The sequence below is a fragment of the Pseudochrobactrum algeriensis genome (assembly GCF_018436245.1).
In the GTDB taxonomy this organism is placed as follows: domain Bacteria; phylum Pseudomonadota; class Alphaproteobacteria; order Rhizobiales; family Rhizobiaceae; genus Pseudochrobactrum; species Pseudochrobactrum saccharolyticum.
Genome location: NZ_CP075361.1, coordinates 1461948 through 1480903 on the forward strand (window position 1 = coordinate 1461948; position 18956 = coordinate 1480903).

An 18956-nucleotide genomic window follows, 5' to 3' on the forward strand; every position below is an offset into this window, starting at 1 on the left:
TTCTGTTATATCATTTCACAGGAGTTACCTAAAATGTCCGCCAATGATACTGCTCTGATCGTTATTGATGTTCAGGAATCTTTTCGCCAGCGTCCCGTATGGCAGGATGATATCGCTCGTCCTTTTATCCGGAGTGTGCAGGCGCTGATTGATGGTGCCACAAAACGCAAGATTCCGGTCGTGCAGATTTTGCACACGGATAATGATGATGTGTTTCAGCTGGAAAGCGGTTTTGTGCGCACATTGGAAGGTCTGGAGATTGAGCCAACCGTGCAGTTTTACAAGAAGCGTCACTCTGCTCTGGTGGAAAGCGGATTGAATATCTGGCTGACGGAGCGCGGTATTCGCAAGCTGATTATCTGCGGCATCAGAACCGAACAGTGCTGTGAAACGACAACACGCCATGCATCCGATCTGGGCTATCAGGTTGATTATGTAACGGAAGCCACGCTGACTTTTCCGATGCAGCATCCTTCAGGGCAGGTCTTCTCCGTTGAGGATATCAAAATGCGCACGGAGCTGGTTCTTGCAGGACGTTTTGCGCGCATTGCTACGGTTGAAGAAGCACTTCAGGCTGCCTCAGTATAAGGAAATTTGGTTGTGAATAAGCAAAGTGGCGCAACGGCTCCTAAGGTCATACCTGTCTATGTTGTTGTGCCGCCGCATATCCTGCTGCTGGATGTGGCGGGGCCGGTGGAAGTGCTGCGCCGCGCCAATGCCGAACAGCAGGATATTCGATTTGATTATCATTTTGTCTCAACGCAAACGGAGCAGGCGAGTTCAATCGGGCTGGCTGTTGCAGGGCTTGAATCATTGCCCGCACAGCTACCGGATGATGCCTATATTCTTGTCTGCGGCACCATAACCGCACCGGCAGAAACAACTGATCCTGAACCGGAATACCGGCAATTAGCTGCATGGTTGAAAGCGGTTTTCCGGCCATCAATGCATCTGGTAACGATTTGCTCCGGTGCCCTGATTGCTGCGCGTGCCGGTTTGTTCGATGGTTATGCCTGCACTACTCATGCGCTGTCCGTCGATGAGTTGCGTGAAATTGCTCCGGCGGCGCGTGTACTGGATAACCGGCTCTATGTGGAAGATGGTTCACGTTATTCGAGTGCAGGTATTTCCACCGGAACCGATCTTATGCTGCATCTGGTGGCAAAGCTGACATCGCCGGTCGTGGCGCTGAATATTGCCCGTTATATGGTTGTCTATATCAGGCGTACTGGTGGCGAGCCGCAGTTCTCGCCATGGCTCAGCGGGCGCAATCATGTTCATCCGGCAATTCATCGCATTCAGGATGCAATTATTGCTGATCCGGCGCGCAACTGGTCTCTGGCTGAACTGGCCGATACCGGTTTTATGAGTGTTCGCAATCTGTCGCGTCTGTTTCAGGAGCATACGGGGCTGACGGTGACAGAGTATGTCAATCTGATCCGCGTAACACTGGCTAAGGATATTCTGACCAATTCGCCGCTGGATATGGAGAATATCGCCGAGAAAACCGGTTTTACCTCAGCCCGCCATCTGCGCCGTGTCTGGTCGAAATATAATGCGGTGCCGCCGAGCCATTATCGCCGGATTACCGGACAGGCGTAAGATCACGTTGTGCAATACCGCAAATCACTGCCAGCAATAACAATCCGGCTGAAGCCCACAGACCACTTGAGAGATTGTGTGTCAGGTCATTGATAAAGCCGATCAGCACAGGGCCGACAATTTGTCCGATTGAGAACATGACGGTCATCATGCCGATTGCTGCTGCCCAGCCTTCCGGTGGCAGATTGCGGCGCACATAGACTGTAGTTGAAGCAACAACCGCGAAAAACGCACAACCGAAACCGGCAGCAGAAATCATCAGCAGAGGCGTGCCGGATGAGAAAATCGGTAGCAGTGATGCAATCAGCGTGACGAGCGAGAGCAGGGCAAAACCATAGCCATGCAGCACTTTTTTCTGAATGCCTGCACAAACCCATGGTGAGGAAATTGCGCCAAGCCCGATCACAAACCAGAAGGCCGATTGCAGCATGGCGCCGCCACCGGAATTCTGCACCCATGCGATCATAAAGGTCATATAGGCAATATAACCGGCACCAACAAAGAGATATCCGGCTAAGATGCCGCTCATGGCTTTGTAATCAACACGGTAAGGTTTGTTTTTCTGATCCGGCTTGTAGAGCGTTACATGCTGGCCACGTGCGCCGATCAGTAGCAGCGCCAAAGGGGCAGCGATCAGTGCCAGCAAAGCCCATGCATAAGGCCATGAGCCTGCGCCTGAATAATCAATCAGAAAAGGAATAACGAGGCCGGACAGGAAAATGCCAATGCCCGGCCCTGCATAGAAAATACCAAGAATAACCGAACTTTGCTCGGGATGGCGTTGCGCGAGACCGGTTGTCAGCAGGCCACCGGCCACAAAAGCCAGACCTGCGCTGAGACCGGCAATAAATCGCAGCAGATTAAGAATAAGCACATCACGGAAGACCGCGCAGAGTGCCAGCGAAGCGACAACCAGCCAGATATTGATGATCATCATTTTATAAGCACTGATATAGCGCAGCAGGCGCGATGCGAGCAAAGCGCCGAACAGATAACCGATCCCGTTGCTGGTATTCATCCAGCCGGCATCCGCATAGGACCAGTGCAGATCGGCACGCATATCCGGCAGCACAAGCGCATAGGCAAAACGCGCAAAACCCAATCCCAGCGCCGGAACCATTGCTAAGGCCAGCACAACGGCTAAGGCATTTTCACTTTTTCCGAACGGGTCTTGGCTGGTCATTACAGGCATTCCGATATTGTTTTACAATATAACGTATAGCGGATTCACAGCTTAGTGGTGATGATTAATCCGCATGAGAAAGCGTGTTCAAATAGAAAAAGCCCCGCCTGATTATTCAGGCGGGGCTTTTTACAAATCATGACTGATTAAGCAGCCATTGCTTTCTGCAGGTTTTCGTCGATCTTGTCGAGGAAGCCTGTTGTCGACAGCCAAGGCTGATCAGGACCGATCAGCAGAGCCAGATCCTTGGTCATGAAACCGGATTCAACTGTGTCTACGCAGACTTTTTCCAGTGTATCGGCAAAGCGTTTCAGCTCGGCATTGTCGTCGAGCTTGGCGCGGTGCGCGAGACCACGGGTCCATGCGAAGATCGAAGCGATCGAGTTGGTTGAGGTTTCCTCACCCTTCTGATGCTGGCGATAGTGACGGGTTACAGTACCGTGAGCAGCTTCTGCTTCAACAGTCTTGCCATCCGGTGTCATCAGAACCGAGGTCATCAGGCCGAGCGAGCCGAAGCCCTGTGCCACGATGTCGGACTGCACGTCGCCGTCATAGTTCTTACAAGCCCAGACATAACCGCCGGACCATTTCAGAGCGGAAGCAACCATGTCGTCGATCAGGCGATGTTCGTACCAGATCTTGGCTTCTTTGAACTTCTCAGCAAATTCAGCCTGATACACTTCTTCAAAGATATCTTTGAAACGGCCGTCATAGGCTTTGAGAATGGTGTTCTTGGTCGACAGATAAACCGGATAACCGCGCTGCAGGCCGTAGTTCAGCGATGCGCGTGCGAATTCACGGATGGATTCGTCGATATTGTACATAGCCATAGCTACACCGGAGGATGGTGCATCATAGACTTCGTGTTCAATGGTTTCGCCGTCTTCACCAACAAATTTGATCGACAGCTTGCCTTTGCCCGGGAATTTGAAATCAGTCGCGCGGTACTGGTCACCGAAAGCATGACGGCCAACGATGATCGGCTGAGTCCAGCCCGGCACCAGACGTGGTACGTTTTTGCAGATGATTGGTTCGCGGAAAATTACGCCGCCGAGAATGTTGCGGATGGTGCCGTTTGGCGATTTCCACATTTTCTTGAGTTTGAATTCTTCAACGCGGGCTTCATCAGGGGTGATGGTGGCGCATTTCACACCAACGCCGTGCTCTTTGATAGCATTCGCTGCGTCGATGGTAACCTGATCATTGGTTGCATCGCGGTGTTCTACCGACAGATCATAATATTTCAGATCGATGTCGAGATATGGATGGATGAGTTTGTCTTTGATAAACTGCCAGATGATGCGGGTCATCTCATCGCCGTCAAGCTCAACAACGGGATTTGCAACTTTGATCTTTGCCATTAAAACCTCTCCTTCATGAAGTTGCGCCTCTCATAGCACTGCTTAGGCGAGAGGCAAAGTGCTAACGACGCCTTGAGAACAGGAATAATAAAAAACGCCGGAGATAACGGGTTTTTATACTGTCAGAGGGCAATTTATTTGTTCACGATGGTGTGAGATTTGCTTGGCACGGGTGCATGACAGAGCCGGTAAAGGTAGCGGGCGATTCAGTTTTTTAAGCTGATACCTGTTTAATTATCATGCATGATTTGAATTTCACCACTCTTCCGTTTAAGAAAAGCGCGAAAAGCGCATACGGAATGTCTTGTCTTGCGCGCGAAATTTGAGTTTTGAGAAGATAATGGCCGGTACAGATAAACAGCGCCCGATGATTTCAGAAGGTCCAGCAATCATTCTTGTGGAGCCGCAATTGCCGGAAAATATCGGCATGGTGGCACGCGCTATGGCGAATTTCGGCCTTGGCGAATTGCGTCTGGTCAATCCGCGTGAAGCCTTTCCGAATGATAAAGCCCGCTCTGCCGCCAGCAAGGCCGATCATATTATTGACAGCGCGGTTCTCTATGATGATCTGCCGTCAGCACTGGCTGATCTGAATTTTGTCTATGCCACAACCGCCCGCGAACGTGACGGTTTCAAGCAGGTGCGCGGCCCTGTTGAAGCAGGCAAAATTCTGCGCCAGAAATTCCGTACCGGTGAGAAAACCGGCATCATGTTCGGCCGTGAACGCGTCGGCCTGAAAAATGATGAAGTCGGTCTGGCCGATGAACTGGTGACATTTCCGGTCAATCCGGCCTTTGCCTCGCTCAATATCGCGCAGGCTGTGCTGCTGATGTCCTATGAATGGATGAAGTCCGGTCTGGAAAATGAAACCGACACAGTTTTCCGCGGGCCTGAACTGCAACCAGCCAATAAAGAATATCTACACGGTTTCTTTAATCATTTGGAGGAAGCTCTGGATACGCGCGGTTATTTTCGCCCTGAAGCGCGCAAAGAGATCATGGTGAATAATCTGCGGGCAGTGCTGACCCGTCCGGCATTTGCGGAAGCTGAAATCCGCCTGCTGCGCGGCGTGCTGACCTCGCTGGATTATTTCTCACCGAAGAGCCCTCGGGGCTCTGGCGCGCCTGAAGGCCGCGCCAGAGTTTATAAAGACGAGACACAGAATACTGAGCAGGATAAACCGGACGAGAAGTCCTGAGGCAGGTTTGCGATGCACCATCTCGCGCAATATACAGCAACCAATATTTCCAGCAGGCAGGATGCGCCGGTTATCGTTTTTGACAGTGGTATCGGCGGTCTGACCGTGTTGCGCGAGGCGCGGGTGCTGATGCCCGACCGCCATTTTATCTATGTGGCTGATGATGCGGGCTTCCCTTATGGCTCATGGGAAGAACCGGCCTTGCGCGAGCGCATTGTCAGCCTGTTTGCCGACCTCATCCGCCGGTTTCATCCTCAGCTTTGTGTGATTGCCTGTAATACGGCGTCCACATTGGTGCTCGATGATCTGCGGCAGGCTTTTCCCGATACGCCTTTTGTCGGCACAGTTCCGGCAATTAAACCCGCCGCTGAGCGTACCAGTTCCGGTCTTGTCTCGGTTCTGGCAACGCCGGGCACGGTTAAACGTGCCTATACGCGTGATCTGATCCAGTCTTTCGCCACACAGTGCCATGTGCGTCTTGTCGGCGCTGACCGGCTTGCCACATTGGCCGAAGCGCATATTCGCGGTGAGAAGATTGATGATGAGCTGGTGCTTGAGCAAATCACGCCATGCTTCATTGAGAAAGACGGTAAGCGTACGGATATTGTCGTACTTGCCTGCACGCATTATCCGTTTCTCGCCAATGTATTCCGCCGTTTGGCACCGTGGCCGGTTGACTGGCTTGATCCGGCTGAAGCAATCGCCCGGCGTATGTTGTCGCTGCTGCCTGAGAATAAAGACAAGATTCTCCATCATCATGATGATCTGGCTGTGTTTACATCCGGAAAACCGGATTATGCGATCCGCCGCTTGTTGCAAGGCTTTGGCCTGCGGAACTAGAGCTAAGCAGCAAATTGCTATTCCCGCTTTCGGGGAACAATCTTCACTATTCCTGCGGATAAAATCTTTTTTAAAAGAAAGCACTTGACCTTAACCTAAGGGCAAGCCTGCATAACTTGTGCGATGATAGTCACAAGGAGAAAGCATGCTCACAATAGGACAAATGGCGCGCTCTCAAGGGGTAACAACAAAAACACTGCGCCATTATGACAGTATCGGTCTGTTCAGCCCCTGCCTGAGCGGGCAGGATAATGGCTACCGCTATTACCGGCCGGAACAGATCGTAACACTGGGGCGCATTGTCTGGCTGAGACAGCTTGGTATGGCGCTGGATGAGATCAAAACACTGGCTGCCAGCGGCGGTCTGGACAGTGTGGAGAAGATGCATGCAAGCCTGCAAAATCACGCAGCGCAACTTGAGGCTGACATCAACCGCCGTCAGAAAACCCTCGATCATCTTTATCGCTATCTCGCACAACCGGAGCGTAAAATGCCTGAATTACAAAAGCCTGAACGTGTTTTCTTCGCTGCTCAACGGATTATCGGCATGTGCTGGTATCCTGAGGATGAGGGTAGTATCGCGCAAATGTGGGATCGTTTTGAAGCGCGTGAGCATGAGATTGAACGCCTGAATGAGCCTGTCGGTACTTTCGGCATTTGCCAGCCGCTGGAAGACGGGCAGTGGCGTTATATTGCGGGTCTTCCGGTTGGCGCAGATGCGACCATTCCTGAAGGACTGGTCGCTATGGAAATTCCGGGACGCTATTACGCGAAAGTTGAGCATCAGGGTGAAGTGACGACCTTGCCGGAAACATTCCGCGCGGCCTATTCGGAATGGCTGCCGAGTGCAGGTATGCAGCCTGATGAAGGGCCGGAATTTGAATATAGCGGCGCGCGTTTTCTCGGGCCGATGAATCCTGAAAGCGTGACCGAGATTTATATTCCGCTGAAATAATCGGCATTCAAAAATGAAGTGATAAATGAGCGACCTTGATCATGTTTCAGGTCGCTCTTTTTATGATTGCGTTGTACTGCCGGTAACGAAAAAGAATATCAGCGGAGATTGAAATGATGAAACAGACAGTGGCTGCATTGGCAGCAGGGCTTGGCATTTTGACGCTGACAGGCAGTTTGGCCTCTGCAAATGAGCAGGTGGGTTTCCGGCAAACCGAACTGGCAGATAAGAGCAGCAAGCGTGACTTGAAAGTCGCGCTTTGGTATCCGGCATCCGACACAAAACCAGCTGAGACTGTTGGTGAAAATCCGGTATTTAAAGGCATTCAGGCAATGCCGGATGCTGTGCCTGATGGCAAAACGCATCCGCTTGTAGTCTTGTCGCATGGCTATGGCGGTAGCTGGCGTAACCTGAACTGGCTGGCAGGTGAGCTGGTCGGGCAGGGCTATATCGTTGCCGCGCCGGATCATCCGGGCACAACGACATTTAATCGCGATAAGGAACAGGCTGCGCAGCTCTGGGAACGTCCGTATGACCTTAGTCGTGTGATTGATGCTGTGACCACTGACAGCGCCTTAGCGGGCAAGGTTGAGCCAAACCGCATTGCTGCGATTGGTCATTCACTCGGAGGTTGGTCGGTTGTGGCTCTGGCTGGCGCACAATTTGACCCTGCGCGATTTGACAGGGATTGCACAGAGCAGCCTAATCCGCGCACTTGTGGTCTGGCGAGTGAGCTGATTACGCCACGAGGCGAAGTGGCAGCTGAAAAGCTGAAAACAATGAAGGCCGATCCGCGTGTTGGTGCGATTGTTTCACTCGATCTGGGCTTGGCGCGTGGTTTCACTCCGGAGAGCCTGAACAGCATTACTATACCGGCACTGATTTTTGGGGCAGGCGTTGATATTGGTGATCTGCCTGCAAAACTGGAATCCGGCTATGTCGCTTCCAATATGCCAGAAAAAACCGCGCAATATATTGAGATTGCGGATGCCATGCATTTCAGCTTCATGCAGATATGCAAGGCCGGTGCGGCAGAACTTATCGAGGCAGAAACCCCGGGTGACGGTATTGTCTGTAAAGACGGAGGAGAGCGCAGCCGTAAGGCGATCCATCGTGAAGTCGCTGATATGATTATTGCATTTCTGGCGAAATCATTACCTGTAAAATGATAAGAAAAAGGCCGCGCTGTTATGCAGCGCGGCCTTTCTTTTGATGGCCTTGGGAGGCTTATTTAACTTTCAACTCACTGACTTTGCCGACGGTGAAGAACTGGGTTTCACCATTGGAGTCATCCACACCGTCATTATCGGTCACAACATAGCCGATGCCGTTTTTGTCGATGGCGAAGCCTTCAAGTTTATCCGGCACAAAACCGTTGAGCTTCTTGAGGTCAGGAATGAAATCATAGACCAGTGTTTTGCTGACAACCGGCAGTTTTTCACCGATCTTCGCTGGCTTCAGATCAGCCATTGCCACTTTGTAGAGGCGCTTGTTGACAGCTTCATTGCCGATCAGGTTATCACGCTCAACAATGTAAAGCTGACCGTCATGGGCAGTGATTTCCGACAGGCCGACCCAGCCTTTTTCCTTCTTATCCAGCGGATAGGAAACGGCAGCCCATTCTTCGCTCTTCAGATTGTAGCTGAGGATTTTGACAGTACCTTTGTCATCATCTGCCCATTCGCGCTGTACAACCATCCAGAGCGTTTCATTATCGCCTTCACCGGTGCGGGTGATGCCTTCAAGACCGAAACGGGTCTGATGCTTGAGCAGGTCTTCAGGCAAAGCGATTTCTTTTTTGATCTCGCCTTTATCATTCACATTGAGAATGGCATGCGGCACCAGTTTCTTCTGGTCGCCTTCATTAGCCAGCCAGAAACCGCCTTTGCCATCGGTCGTAATGCCTTCAAGATCAATCTTTTGCGCTGCATCTTTACCGCGCTTGACGAGCAGCGCAGAGGCGATTTTCGCAGGCTTCTGGTTCGCATCAATCGTGTAGATTGTCGGCGCAGCAAAATAAGCAGAGTCAGAAACTGCATAGAGAATGCCGTCTTTGCTTTCATCAGCAACCAGACCGGAGAGTGCGCCCCAGGCGATTGGTGTGCCTTCTTCCGTCAGTTCCGAAACCAGCTGCGGATAATCTGCGGCTTTGTCCTGCAGCTCATAAATCATCACATGGGAGCGGGCGGCGCCGTCTTCACCCAGATCAGTTTCATTAGCGGTTACCAGCAGGTTACGTGACGGGATCGCCAGCACGCCCTCAGGGCCGATACCCGATGGCAGCAGCTGAACGAATTCAGGATCTTTACCGGTATCTTTATAAACACCGACCATTGAGCCGCGCTCGCTGGCAACGAAAAGATAGTTGGTATCACCAAAACGGCCGACTTCGGCACCCTCCAGCTCAACGCCTTTCTTGTTGCGCTTTTCCGGATAATGGCCGTGTGCAGCAATCTTGTGCTCCAGCGTGTTGCCGGATTCATAAGTCACTTTGCCGGTCTTATCGAAGATCGTGAAGCCGCGGGAGCCGCCTTTATAGTCGCCTTCATTGGCGGTTAGCAGACGATCATCGCCAATCCATTTGATGGTATCCGGCTCGCGGGCGACATTTTTCATCTCGCCGTTAAATTTGATCTGGCCGTCTTTCTTGGTGTCGATCTTGTCGAGGTCAACAGTACCGGCAGAAAAATGCGCGGTGATCTTGCCGGAAGCAGCATCGACGATCGCAATATGGTTGTTTTCCTGAAGTGTAACAGCAATTTCATTCTTGCTGTTGATGGAAACAAATTCCGGTTCAGGGTCTTCCGGTGCAACTTCTGCAATACCGGTCAGATCAACCACTTTCATGGTTTTGCAATCCGGTGTGCCGTCTTTGAGATTGAGAATAACCAGATTACCGGCTGGCAGCTGTGGCAACTCACCATCATTCAGCTCTTCATCGCGCTCATTTTCAATGGCAACGGCGAGGAATGTCTTGTCTGGTGAAACGGCTACCGAATCCGGCTGGCCGCCGAGATCGCAGCTCATTTCAACCTTGCGCGATGCAATATCAATCACATCCAGACGGCCTGATGGCTTCACATAGCTTTCAGATGTGTTGACACCGGCGAAAACGCGCTTGCCTGCTACAGTAACTGATGTCGGCTCGCCTTCAACTTTAAGAACGCCGCCGGCTTTAGGATTTTTCGGATCGGTAATATCAACAAAACCGATGCCGCCATACGGGCTGTCGGAATAGATCAGCATATTGCCGTCTTCGGAAACCGTGATGATCTCGGAAGATGTCGCCGCTTTTGCATCGGCATCTTTCGGCAGGTTATCGGCGACTGCAAAGCTGGCGATGCGGTTGAAAACCGGCTCAGCCGAAGCGGAAAAAGCAACGGAACTTGCCAGAGTGGCAGTAAGAGCGGTGATGAGAGAAAGTCTCATAGAACGGCGCGACATGAATATCCCCGAATGTTGGATAAAATTCTGGATCTCTGATCCAAAAGCCGCCATGCCTTGCTGCAAATGGCAATTTCTACGCTTCCGGTACTCACGTACTTATATGTACGCTGTGTTCCGGTGCTCGAAATCACCATTTTCGCTATAGCCTGCCACTTTTTGATTCAGACATTGAGGGGAGATTTCGCCGTTCTCTGTTTCAGACAAATGTCACTTCCATGAAGAAATGATGACATGGCTTTTATTAGCATTTTATTCGCTGGAAAAACCGCAGTCAGGCCAAACCTATTTGTCAGACGGTGTCTGCGGGCGGGCGAGGTTGCCTTTGCCGAATGTGTAGCCGGTTTCCACTGTTTTGGAGCCGAATTTGGAGCGTAGCTTATCAATGGCAGTTTCAGCCGCCGCACGCTTACCGGCTTTGATATCCACGAGATCAGGCGGATCAGCCTTTACCGGATCGGTGAGGTCGGTCACGCCGATACCGAGCAGGCGGTATTTGGTGCCGTCAATTTCCTTTTGCAGCATATAAAGGCCGGTGCGGAAAATCCTGTCGGCAAGCTGCGTAGGATCGCTCAGACGATGATTACGGGTGCGGCTTTGGAAATCCTTGGTTTTCAGCTTCAGTACCACTGTATGACCGGCAATCTCGCCATGTTTCAGTCGCCCGGCAACTTTTTCCGACAATGCACGCAGTACCGGCACCAGCTCTTCAGCCTTGGCGATATCAATATCAAACGTGGTTTCATTGGAGATGCTCTTCATCTCGCTTTCAGGCTGCACTGTGCGCGTGTCCATGCCGCGGGAGAGGCGGTAGAGACGCTGCCCCATCACGCCATAGGACTTCATCAGCGCAGATTCTTCCATTTGCTGGAGCTGTCCTATGGTCTGAATACCGTCAGCATTGAGCTTGGCATTGAGCGCTTTACCGACACCCCAGATCATACCGACTGGCTTAGGCTTCAGAAAATCCAGCGTTTCCTCTTCCCCGATCACCGAGAAACCACGCGGCTTCTCCATGTCCGAGGCAAGTTTCGCCAGAAATTTGCAGTAGGACAAGCCGACAGAAACGGTGATGCCGATTTCCTGTTCAATCCGGCGGGCGAATTCTGCCAGTACAAGGGCAGGAGGCGCACGGTGCAGTTTGGCCGTACCGCGCAAATCCAGAAACGCCTCATCAATCGAAAGCGGTTCGACCAATGGCGTGAGATCAAACATCATTTGGCGAATCTGATGCCCGACCTTGCGGTATTTCTCCATATTCGGCTTAACGAATACGGCCTGCGGGCAGAGCTCAATGGCTTTGAAAGTCGGCATAGCAGAACGCACACCGTGAATACGCGCAATATAGCAGCAGGTGGAAACCACACCACGCTTGCCGCCGCCGACAATCACCGGCTTGTCACGCAGTTCAGGATTGTCGCGTTTTTCAATGGAAGCGTAAAAAGCATCGCAATCAATATGTGCAAAGCTTAAATCATATAGCTCTTCATGACGTACCAGACGCGGGCTGCCGCAAGCGCTGCAGCGTGGTCTCGGTTCACTACGGCGTTTTTTCTGCACAGTCAGGCAATCGCGGCAGAAACCTGCCTGCGGATCGGCCTCAGCAAAATAACCGGAAACACCGTTGACCATCGTAAAAACCTGTATCATGATCCGAACATAAGCGGAACATTTGCACAATACAGGCAGATGATTTCAAGCGCCAGCGAATTTTATACACAATCTGCAGCGATGCAGGAGGTCGCACTTACATGGATTGGTCGTAAGCACTGTCGCCGTTCGGCAGAAAGTGCAGCGCCTGATTCATGCTCTCCGGCTTATGGCCAGTGGCTTCACAAAACTGCATGAGCGTTGGTTCATGCGCCAGATAGAATTGTAATACACCGGTCAGAAAAGCCGGTTCATCTGCGGCTTCGCGGATGGAGGAGACTTCAATACCGGTGAGGGACAGAAAGCGATTCATTAAATCTGGTTGCTGCGCCAGAAAGACCAGAGCTTCAATGGCCAGATTTTCAGCATCGCTTTGATTCAAGATGGTTTTTGACATTTTATATCCGGCTGGCTTTTACGTTTTGGCAACTGTAATTGCATCTTTAGCTGTATGAAAGCTGTTTAGGAGCATTTTGGTCATTGTTCAATGCTATGCTGATGGGGTTGGAATAATCATGGTCTCTGTGTGCTGTACCCGTGCGTGGTAATTGACGTGAGCCGAAAACTACGAAATGCTGCGGCCAGCACGCGGATATATTCAGACAATGTTCTGAGTAATAAGGTATTTTTTCATGACCAAAAAAGTAATGATCGTCGAAGATAATGAGCTGAATATGAAGCTTTTCCGCGATCTGATTGAAGCCAGCGGTTATGAAACCATCCGTACGCGCAATGGTCTTGAAGCTATGGATCTGGCGCGAATCCACCATCCCGACCTGATTTTGATGGATATTCAGCTGCCGGAAGTCTCCGGTCTTGAAGTCACCAAATGGCTGAAAGAAGATGACGACCTGAAAGCCATTCCGGTAATTGCCGTCACAGCCTTTGCTATGAAGGGCGATGAAGAGCGTATTCGTCAGGGCGGTTGCGAAGCCTATATTTCCAAGCCGATCTCCGTGCCGCGCTTTATTGAGACGATCAAGTCCTATCTCGGCGACCTGTAGTTACAGGATTTCGCCTTACTGAGGTGAATGATGAAAATTCCTACGTTCCGCATTGTAAGGCCGACAGATAATCCGGATGCATTGCTTCCCTTTTATCGGGATGGTTTAGGACTGACAGTTCTTGATAGTTTTCAGGATCATGACGGTTTTGACGCGATCATTATGGGGCGTGAAAATGTGCCCTATCATTTTGCATTTACACGCACCGATAAGCATCAGGCCGGTAAGGCACCAACCAAAGAGAATCTGCTGGTTTTTTATTTGCCGGATCATGCCGAGTGGGAAAATGCTGTTGAGCGTATGAAAGCGACCGGCTTTGTGCCTGTGAGCGCCTTCAATCCCTATTGGGACAAGAAGGGGGTAACTTTCGAAGATCCGGACGGTTACCGTATTGTTTTGCAGCAGGCCGATTGGGCACCTTAATTACGGTTCCGACACAAATTACCAATCAGAAATGCTCTGCATTCAACAACAAAAAACCCGGACTGATAACAGTCCGGGTTTTTTAATAACCGAAACCAGAATTATTTGATTTTGGTTTCTTTGAATTCGACGTGTGCCTTAGCAACTGGGTCGTATTTACGCTTTGTCATTTTTTCAGTCATTGTACGGCTGTTCTTCTTGGTTACGTAGAAGAAGCCTGTGTCTGCGGTCGACAACAGCTTGATTTTAATTGTTGTAGCCTTAGCCATAACGATATCCTGCTCTTTTAAATAATAAAACCGCCTGCTTGTCCGGCGATTTCATCCGGGTGCGGGAATTTGGCGCGACACTACGGATACACGCCGAAAAGTCAAGCCCGCTGTTTACGAACTACCAGTCTGATAAGCAGAATTATGATAAATGCTGCAAAAAAGAGTGATAAAGTGACCGGGAAACCTGTTGCTCCCAGCAAATCCATGCCGACACCGGCCGCCTGAGGGCCTGCCAGCATACCGATACCATAGCAGAAAATGAACGCGGCATTGGCCGAAGCAAGCTCACGTCCCTGCAATTGCGAACCGAGATGGGCGAGGCCGACAGTGTAAAGACCGGCAACCACACCGCCCCAGATCAGCAGCAGAACTGCCATCAGATACCAGTTGGTAACAACATAAGGCAGCAGCACCATACCGGCAAAACCAATAATAGCACAAATCAGCAGCAGAATACGGCGGTCGCCGATGCGGTCGGAGACGAGGCCGAGCGGAATCTGCATCAGCACATTGCCGAGACCGACCATGGTCAGCAGCAGCGCCGCATCGCCTTCATTGAGGCCGACGCGTGTCCCGAAGACCGGAAACAGGGCAAAACCACCGGTTTCTACTGCGCCATAGACAAAGACCGCCATTGTCGCCGCCGGAACCGCGAAAATATAAGGCATGAAGGGAACGTGTTCCCCTTCTTCAAATTCAGGGCTGTCTTTACTGGCAATCATGACAGGGAAGGCTGCCAGCGCAATGATGACGATGCCGATACCAAAGGGCATAAAGCCGCCGCTGCCGATGATTGAGAACAACCACGGGCCGACTGCGAAGCCGAGAGAAAGACAGGTCGCGTATATACCAAGCACCAGTCCGCGTTTGGCGGGCGGGGCAGAGGTATTGACCCAATATTCAGACAGCACAAATAATACGGTGAGCGCGAAATGTAAGGAAACGCGCAGTGCAAACCATGCAATAATATTCGGAAACAGATAGAAACCGAGGAAGGACAGACCGCTGATGAACAGCATCAGCATCATTGAGCGTGCAACGCCCAGATAGGAACCGATACGCGCCGATAGCGCTGCGCCAAACAGCGATGCAAGACCGGCAACAGCCGTATTTGCACCGATGGTGCTGGCTGAATAGCCACGGCTTTCCAGAAGCACACTCAGCAGCGGAATACCAAGGCCGATCGCTGCACCAACGGCACTGATCGTGGCAATGGCTGCGCCAAGAGAGCGCCATTGCGTTGGTTGAAGTACCTCTGATGCGGGTTCAGTTGAAAGATGGTCTTGCTGCATGAAACTTAAATCACCTCACGGACATGACGGCCATGCCGTTTACGATAGAACGGAACCGGATATATAGAGGACAAATCCCTGTCTTCGAGCAGGAGTTTTTCGATATCCCGTAAAATAATGCGCGTAATCGCTGCAATATTGAGATTAAAGGCCTCGGAAAAGCTCACAAATTTCAAATCAGACAATTCCGGCTCATTATAAGCAGATGATTCTATAGCGCTTATGTCAGCCGGATTGTGGTTTCGGGCAGGGAGCTCCGGGCTGATTTCATCCAGAAAACTGGCAAAGAAACGCGCATCATAGCGGCGCACATGACCGGGCGGGGTGATCGCGCGCGCCACATAACGCAGCTGCGATAAATCTGGCAGGTGATTGCTGCGGGCAAAGCCTGTCCACGGATGTGTTTGTGCATCATCATGCGGCGTACCGAGCAACAGGCCGGTTTCCTCATAGGTTTCGCGTATTGCAGTCATGGCAAGCGCACGCGCGCGTTGTGCACTGGCACGTTTGCCAAGCCCTGCCAGCAATTTGGCTTCATCTTGCGGCCTGAGGCTGTTGGCAGCATTAATTCTGCCATCCTGAGCTTCTGTACCGCCGCCGGGGAAGACAAACATGTCCGGCATGAAATGCATCGCACGGGCGCGGCGCCCCATGAGAACACGCGGCTCATTGCCGTTACGGTCGATGAGGATGAGTGAGGCAGCATCACGCGGCCGGATAATGCGGGATGCTGCGGTGCCCTGATTGTTCAGGGCTGCCGCATCATCCGGCCGGTGCATATCCTGTAAAGCGTGGTCTGTTTTATGTCCTGACATTTGCGTCAGATATATTCCTGCTGACTTTCTTTATCAAAGCCATGCATATAAAGCGCCCATTGCAGGCCGATGGTGGCACCTTTGATCGGTTGCAGCAGCACCAGTGACATCAAAATGGTCACCGGCCCCCAGATGGCTAGATGCCCCCAGAGTGACAGGCCGCCCATATTTTCCACCATCATGAACAGCGCGACGACGACGTGGCCGACAATCAGCACGGTCAGATAGGCAGGCAGATCATCAGCGCGCTGCGGTGTGTAATCTTCATTACAGACAGAGCAATTGGCGACCGGACGCAGGAAGGAGCGGAACAATTTGCCGTCACCGCAATGCGGGCAGCGGGAAAGAAAACCGCGCTGCATGGCTTGTCCCAACGGGCGCGGGGTGCGGGCGGGCTTTGTCTTCTCGCCGCCGAAAACCTGCGTTTCCGTCTGTGTCAGGGTCTGATCGCTGCTCATCATCGTCTCCCAATACCTGTGTCGGGGTTATCTTTTGCTTTTACGCGAAATATGGGCTGGTTTGCCTCTGGCCGGACCGCCGGTACGGGATTTCCCCGCCTTGCGGCTGAATTTGGTAGCTTTGTGGTGCGATTGCAAGGATGCAGGCAGCAAACGCGGTTCTGTCAGCATTTCAAAACGCAGTGCTCCGGCAACCGGCTGCGCTTCAACGAGCCGGACTTCCACACTGTCGCCAAGACGATAGCCTTTGCCAGACCTTTCACCGGCGACAGAATGACCGGCTTCATCATAGTGATAATATTCCCGGCCCAAAGTGGAAATGGGAATAAAGCCGTCGGCACCATATGTCGCAAGAGTCACAAACAGACCGGCTTTGGTCACACCCTGCACACGCGCCTGAAACTCATTGCCAACCTGTTCCGCCAGATGATGGGCAATCAGACGATCTGTCGTTTCACGCTCGGCCAGCATAGCACGGCGTTCTGTCTGGGAAATGCTGAGCGCAATGGCCGGCAATTCGCCAATCTCATCATTGCTCAGACCATCGGGACCCAGATTGAGCGCGCGGATCAGTGCACGATGGACGATCAGGTCAGCATAACGGCGGATCGGCGAGGTGAAATGCGCGTAATGGCGCAGATTCAAACCGAAATGGCCGATATTGTCGGTATTATATTCGGCCTGACTTTGCGAGCGCAGCACCACCTGATTGACCAGTTCTTCATGATCTGTACCCCGAACACGGGACAGAATGCCGTTGAACTGGCTCGGGCGCAGTTCCGCACCGCGGGCAAGGATGATTTCCAGTGTTTTGAGGAAGTCACGCAGGGATTCCTGCTTGGTCAGCGACGGCAGATCGTGAATACGATAGATCAGCGGCTGGTTTTTGGCTTCCAGTGTTTCAGCGGCGGCGACATTGGCCTGAATCATAAATTCTTCGATGAGCTTATGGGCATCGAGGCGGTCAGGCACGATAACTTTCAGCACCTGTCCCTGATCGTCGAGGATCAGTTTTTTCTCCGGCAGATCAAGCTCCAGCGGCTCGCGCTTGTCGCGGGCTTTTTTCAGCGCCGCATAGGCCTTCCACAGCGGCTTCAGGCTGATATCAATAACGCGTTCGGTCTTCTCGTCCAGAGCGCCGTCAATGGCCGCCTGAGCCTGCTGGTAGGCGAGGCGGGCAACCGAGCGCATCATGATACGGTGAAAGCTGTGCGAGCGTTTGCGGCCATCTGCGCCGATGATAATGCGCACTGCCATGGCCGGACGGTCAACACCTTCACGCAGCGAGCACAGATCATTGGAGATGCGTTCCGGCAGCATCGGCACCACGCGGTCAGGGAAATAGACCGAATTGCCGCGCTTCAGTGCTTCATGGTCAAGCGAGGAGCCGTGCTGCACATAATGGCTGACATCGGCAATCGCCACGACAATGACAAAGCCGCCTTCATTGGCCGGATCAGTATCCGGTTCGGCAAAAACCGCATCGTCATAATCTTTAGCGTCAGCCGGATCGATGGTGACCAGCGGCAGCGAGCGCCAGTCCTCACGATGTGCCATCGTTGCAGGCTTGGCATTCTCAGCTTGCTCAATCGCTCTTTCAGGGAAAATATGCGGAATTTCATATTCGTGAATCGCAATCATCGACAGCGCTTTTTCACTGCCGATCGAGCCGATCACCTGTTCAATCTTGCCCTGCGGCAGACCGAAGCGGCTTTTCTGATGCGGGATCGCTTCAACCAGATCACCGGCTTCCGCACCATTGAGAAACTCGGCTGCAATGCTGACTTCTGTCTGCTTGCGGTTGACCGGTTCAAGGCGATATTCGCCGCTTTGCAACTGGCGGATCACACCAAGAATTGCATTATCGCGCTTTTCGAGCTTTTTGATCACGCGTCCGGTGTAAGGCAGGCCGCCTTTATCGGAATTGGCAAAAATCTTCGCCAGAATCTGATCACCGACACCAACAGTCGGGCCCTTGTCTTTATTAGTGCGGCGCAGCAGTACCAATGGCGCTGCTGTTTCACCATTCCACTCAATCGGACGTGCAATCAGGCCGCCATCGCTGTCGCGACCGGTAATGGTCAGCGCTGCAATTGGTGGGAGGGTATTCGGGCGTGACAGTTTCTTGGCACGCTTCTCCACCTGTCCGTCATCGGCCAGTTCACGCAGAATATCTTTGAGATAAATGCGGGCATCACCCTTGAGATTGAATGCCTTGGCAATATCACGCTTGGCAGCGCGATCCGGATTTTCAGTGATGAAAGTGAGGATATCTTCTTTGCTCGGAAGATAGGCTTCCGAGAGCGGCTTCACTTTGGATTTACCGGAAAAGGTCTTGTTGTTTTTTGCACCCTTCTGGTTTTTTTGTTTGCCTGAGCCGCTGTTACGGTCAGAAGAAGGGTCTATTCTGCGAGCCAATCCGGTCATCCTTAATATTTACTTTTCATAAAGTCCTGAAA

Annotated in this window: 18 protein-coding genes; 8 read left to right on the forward strand and 10 right to left on the reverse strand. The window is 52.0% G+C overall.

Features of this window, described 5'->3' with window-relative positions; all coding sequences use genetic code 11:
* The first annotated feature begins 33 nt into the window (after nt 1-33).
* Together KHQ09_RS08800 and KHQ09_RS08805 are read left to right on the forward strand one after the other, a co-directional pair.
* On the forward strand, nt 34-588 hold the full coding sequence (locus KHQ09_RS08800) for an isochorismatase family protein (RefSeq protein ID WP_213597732.1): 555 nt from the start codon (nt 34-36) through the stop codon (nt 586-588).
* A 12-nt stretch (nt 589-600) separates the two neighbouring features.
* The gene (locus KHQ09_RS08805; RefSeq protein ID WP_213597734.1) at nt 601-1602 is read left to right on the forward strand and encodes a GlxA family transcriptional regulator; all 1002 of its coding nucleotides are present in this window, start codon (nt 601-603) and stop codon (nt 1600-1602) included.
* Here KHQ09_RS08805 and KHQ09_RS08810 read toward each other — a convergent pair.
* Nucleotides 1586-2785 carry a YbfB/YjiJ family MFS transporter gene (locus tag KHQ09_RS08810; protein ID WP_213597736.1) on the reverse strand — a complete coding sequence of 400 codons (1200 nt, stop codon included), beginning with the start codon at nt 2783-2785 and terminating at the stop codon, nt 1586-1588. The genes KHQ09_RS08805 and KHQ09_RS08810 overlap by 17 nt on opposite strands.
* A 146-nt stretch (nt 2786-2931) precedes the next feature.
* Nucleotides 2932-4146: an NADP-dependent isocitrate dehydrogenase gene (locus tag KHQ09_RS08815; protein WP_213597738.1), complete on the reverse strand. Its 1215-nt coding sequence runs from the start codon at nt 4144-4146 to the stop codon at nt 2932-2934.
* A 340-nt stretch (nt 4147-4486) separates the two neighbouring features.
* On the opposite strand from KHQ09_RS08815, the gene KHQ09_RS08820 reads away from it, so the two are divergent.
* From KHQ09_RS08820 to KHQ09_RS08835, 4 genes are all read left to right on the forward strand, one after another.
* Complete coding sequence (locus KHQ09_RS08820) at nt 4487-5344, forward strand: RNA methyltransferase (protein ID WP_121992610.1); 858 nt, start codon at nt 4487-4489, stop codon at nt 5342-5344.
* A gap of 12 nt (nt 5345-5356) precedes the next feature.
* Nucleotides 5357-6184 (forward strand): glutamate racemase, encoded by an 828-nt coding sequence (gene murI / locus KHQ09_RS08825; RefSeq protein WP_213597740.1) that lies wholly within the window; start codon nt 5357-5359, stop codon nt 6182-6184.
* A 145-nt stretch (nt 6185-6329) separates the two neighbouring features.
* Nucleotides 6330-7139 (forward strand): MerR family transcriptional regulator, encoded by an 810-nt coding sequence (locus KHQ09_RS08830; RefSeq protein ID WP_213597742.1) that lies wholly within the window; start codon nt 6330-6332, stop codon nt 7137-7139.
* A 113-nt stretch (nt 7140-7252) separates the two neighbouring features.
* The gene (locus KHQ09_RS08835) at nt 7253-8308 is read left to right on the forward strand and encodes an alpha/beta hydrolase family protein (protein WP_238481598.1); all 1056 of its coding nucleotides are present in this window, start codon (nt 7253-7255) and stop codon (nt 8306-8308) included.
* A 58-nt stretch (nt 8309-8366) separates the two neighbouring features.
* On the opposite strand, the gene KHQ09_RS08840 is transcribed toward KHQ09_RS08835, so the two are convergent.
* From KHQ09_RS08840 to KHQ09_RS08850, 3 genes are all read right to left on the reverse strand, one after another.
* Complete coding sequence (locus tag KHQ09_RS08840) at nt 8367-10583, reverse strand: esterase-like activity of phytase family protein (protein WP_213597744.1); 2217 nt, start codon at nt 10581-10583, stop codon at nt 8367-8369.
* Between the two features lie 285 nt (nt 10584-10868).
* On the reverse strand, nt 10869-12215 hold the full coding sequence (locus tag KHQ09_RS08845) for a DNA polymerase IV (RefSeq protein ID WP_213599905.1): 1347 nt from the start codon (nt 12213-12215) through the stop codon (nt 10869-10871).
* 115 nt (nt 12216-12330) lie between these two features.
* Nucleotides 12331-12630, reverse strand: coding sequence for a DUF3572 domain-containing protein (locus KHQ09_RS08850; RefSeq protein WP_213597746.1), 300 nt, complete (start codon nt 12628-12630; stop codon nt 12331-12333).
* Between the two features lie 235 nt (nt 12631-12865).
* Between KHQ09_RS08850 and KHQ09_RS08855 the strand changes: the two genes are divergently transcribed.
* On the forward strand, nt 12866-13237 hold the full coding sequence (locus KHQ09_RS08855) for a response regulator (protein WP_022712318.1): 372 nt from the start codon (nt 12866-12868) through the stop codon (nt 13235-13237).
* Nucleotides 13238-13264: 27 nt separating this feature from the next.
* Complete coding sequence (locus KHQ09_RS08860; protein WP_213597748.1) at nt 13265-13660, forward strand: VOC family protein; 396 nt, start codon at nt 13265-13267, stop codon at nt 13658-13660.
* 101 nt (nt 13661-13761) lie between these two features.
* On the opposite strand, the gene rpmG is transcribed toward KHQ09_RS08860, so the two are convergent.
* From rpmG to rnr, 5 genes are all read right to left on the reverse strand, one after another.
* Nucleotides 13762-13929, reverse strand: a complete 168-nt coding sequence (gene rpmG / locus KHQ09_RS08865; RefSeq protein WP_022712316.1) for a 50S ribosomal protein L33 — start codon at nt 13927-13929, stop codon at nt 13762-13764.
* 101 nt (nt 13930-14030) lie between these two features.
* Nucleotides 14031-15224 (reverse strand): MFS transporter, encoded by a 1194-nt coding sequence (locus tag KHQ09_RS08870; RefSeq protein ID WP_022712315.1) that lies wholly within the window; start codon nt 15222-15224, stop codon nt 14031-14033.
* A gap of 5 nt (nt 15225-15229) precedes the next feature.
* Nucleotides 15230-16003 carry an NUDIX hydrolase gene (locus KHQ09_RS08875; protein ID WP_213630872.1) on the reverse strand — a complete coding sequence of 258 codons (774 nt, stop codon included), beginning with the start codon at nt 16001-16003 and terminating at the stop codon, nt 15230-15232.
* Between the two features lie 41 nt (nt 16004-16044).
* The gene (locus tag KHQ09_RS08880) at nt 16045-16497 is read right to left on the reverse strand and encodes a DUF983 domain-containing protein (RefSeq protein ID WP_028233962.1); all 453 of its coding nucleotides are present in this window, start codon (nt 16495-16497) and stop codon (nt 16045-16047) included.
* Nucleotides 16498-16524: 27 nt separating this feature from the next.
* Nucleotides 16525-18924: a ribonuclease R gene (rnr, locus tag KHQ09_RS08885; RefSeq protein ID WP_213597750.1), complete on the reverse strand. Its 2400-nt coding sequence runs from the start codon at nt 18922-18924 to the stop codon at nt 16525-16527.
* Between the last annotated feature and the right edge of the window lie 32 nt (nt 18925-18956).

What these genes read in the sequence shown, in the direction of transcription:
- murI (WP_213597740.1), top strand. Translation starts at nt 5,357, where the DNA reads ATGCACCATCTCGCGCAATATACAGCAACCAATATTTCCAGCAGGCAG.
- KHQ09_RS08860 (WP_213597748.1), top strand. Translation starts at nt 13,265, where the DNA reads ATGATGAAAATTCCTACGTTCCGCATTGTAAGGCCGACAGATAATCCG.
- rnr (WP_213597750.1), bottom strand. Translation starts at nt 18,924, where the DNA reads ATGACCGGATTGGCTCGCAGAATAGACCCTTCTTCTGACCGTAACAGC.
- KHQ09_RS08835 (WP_238481598.1), top strand. Translation starts at nt 7,253, where the DNA reads ATGATGAAACAGACAGTGGCTGCATTGGCAGCAGGGCTTGGCATTTTG.
- KHQ09_RS08800 (WP_213597732.1), top strand. Translation starts at nt 34, where the DNA reads ATGTCCGCCAATGATACTGCTCTGATCGTTATTGATGTTCAGGAATCT.
- KHQ09_RS08845 (WP_213599905.1), bottom strand. Translation starts at nt 12,215, where the DNA reads ATGGTCAACGGTGTTTCCGGTTATTTTGCTGAGGCCGATCCGCAGGCA.
- KHQ09_RS08810 (WP_213597736.1), bottom strand. Translation starts at nt 2,785, where the DNA reads ATGACCAGCCAAGACCCGTTCGGAAAAAGTGAAAATGCCTTAGCCGTT.
- rpmG (WP_022712316.1), bottom strand. Translation starts at nt 13,929, where the DNA reads ATGGCTAAGGCTACAACAATTAAAATCAAGCTGTTGTCGACCGCAGAC.
- KHQ09_RS08815 (WP_213597738.1), bottom strand. Translation starts at nt 4,146, where the DNA reads ATGGCAAAGATCAAAGTTGCAAATCCCGTTGTTGAGCTTGACGGCGAT.
- KHQ09_RS08855 (WP_022712318.1), top strand. Translation starts at nt 12,866, where the DNA reads ATGACCAAAAAAGTAATGATCGTCGAAGATAATGAGCTGAATATGAAG.
- KHQ09_RS08875 (WP_213630872.1), bottom strand. Translation starts at nt 16,003, where the DNA reads ATGCACCGGCCGGATGATGCGGCAGCCCTGAACAATCAGGGCACCGCA.
- KHQ09_RS08850 (WP_213597746.1), bottom strand. Translation starts at nt 12,630, where the DNA reads ATGTCAAAAACCATCTTGAATCAAAGCGATGCTGAAAATCTGGCCATT.
- KHQ09_RS08820 (WP_121992610.1), top strand. Translation starts at nt 4,487, where the DNA reads ATGGCCGGTACAGATAAACAGCGCCCGATGATTTCAGAAGGTCCAGCA.
- KHQ09_RS08840 (WP_213597744.1), bottom strand. Translation starts at nt 10,583, where the DNA reads ATGTCGCGCCGTTCTATGAGACTTTCTCTCATCACCGCTCTTACTGCC.
- KHQ09_RS08880 (WP_028233962.1), bottom strand. Translation starts at nt 16,497, where the DNA reads ATGAGCAGCGATCAGACCCTGACACAGACGGAAACGCAGGTTTTCGGC.
- KHQ09_RS08830 (WP_213597742.1), top strand. Translation starts at nt 6,330, where the DNA reads ATGCTCACAATAGGACAAATGGCGCGCTCTCAAGGGGTAACAACAAAA.
- KHQ09_RS08870 (WP_022712315.1), bottom strand. Translation starts at nt 15,224, where the DNA reads ATGCAGCAAGACCATCTTTCAACTGAACCCGCATCAGAGGTACTTCAA.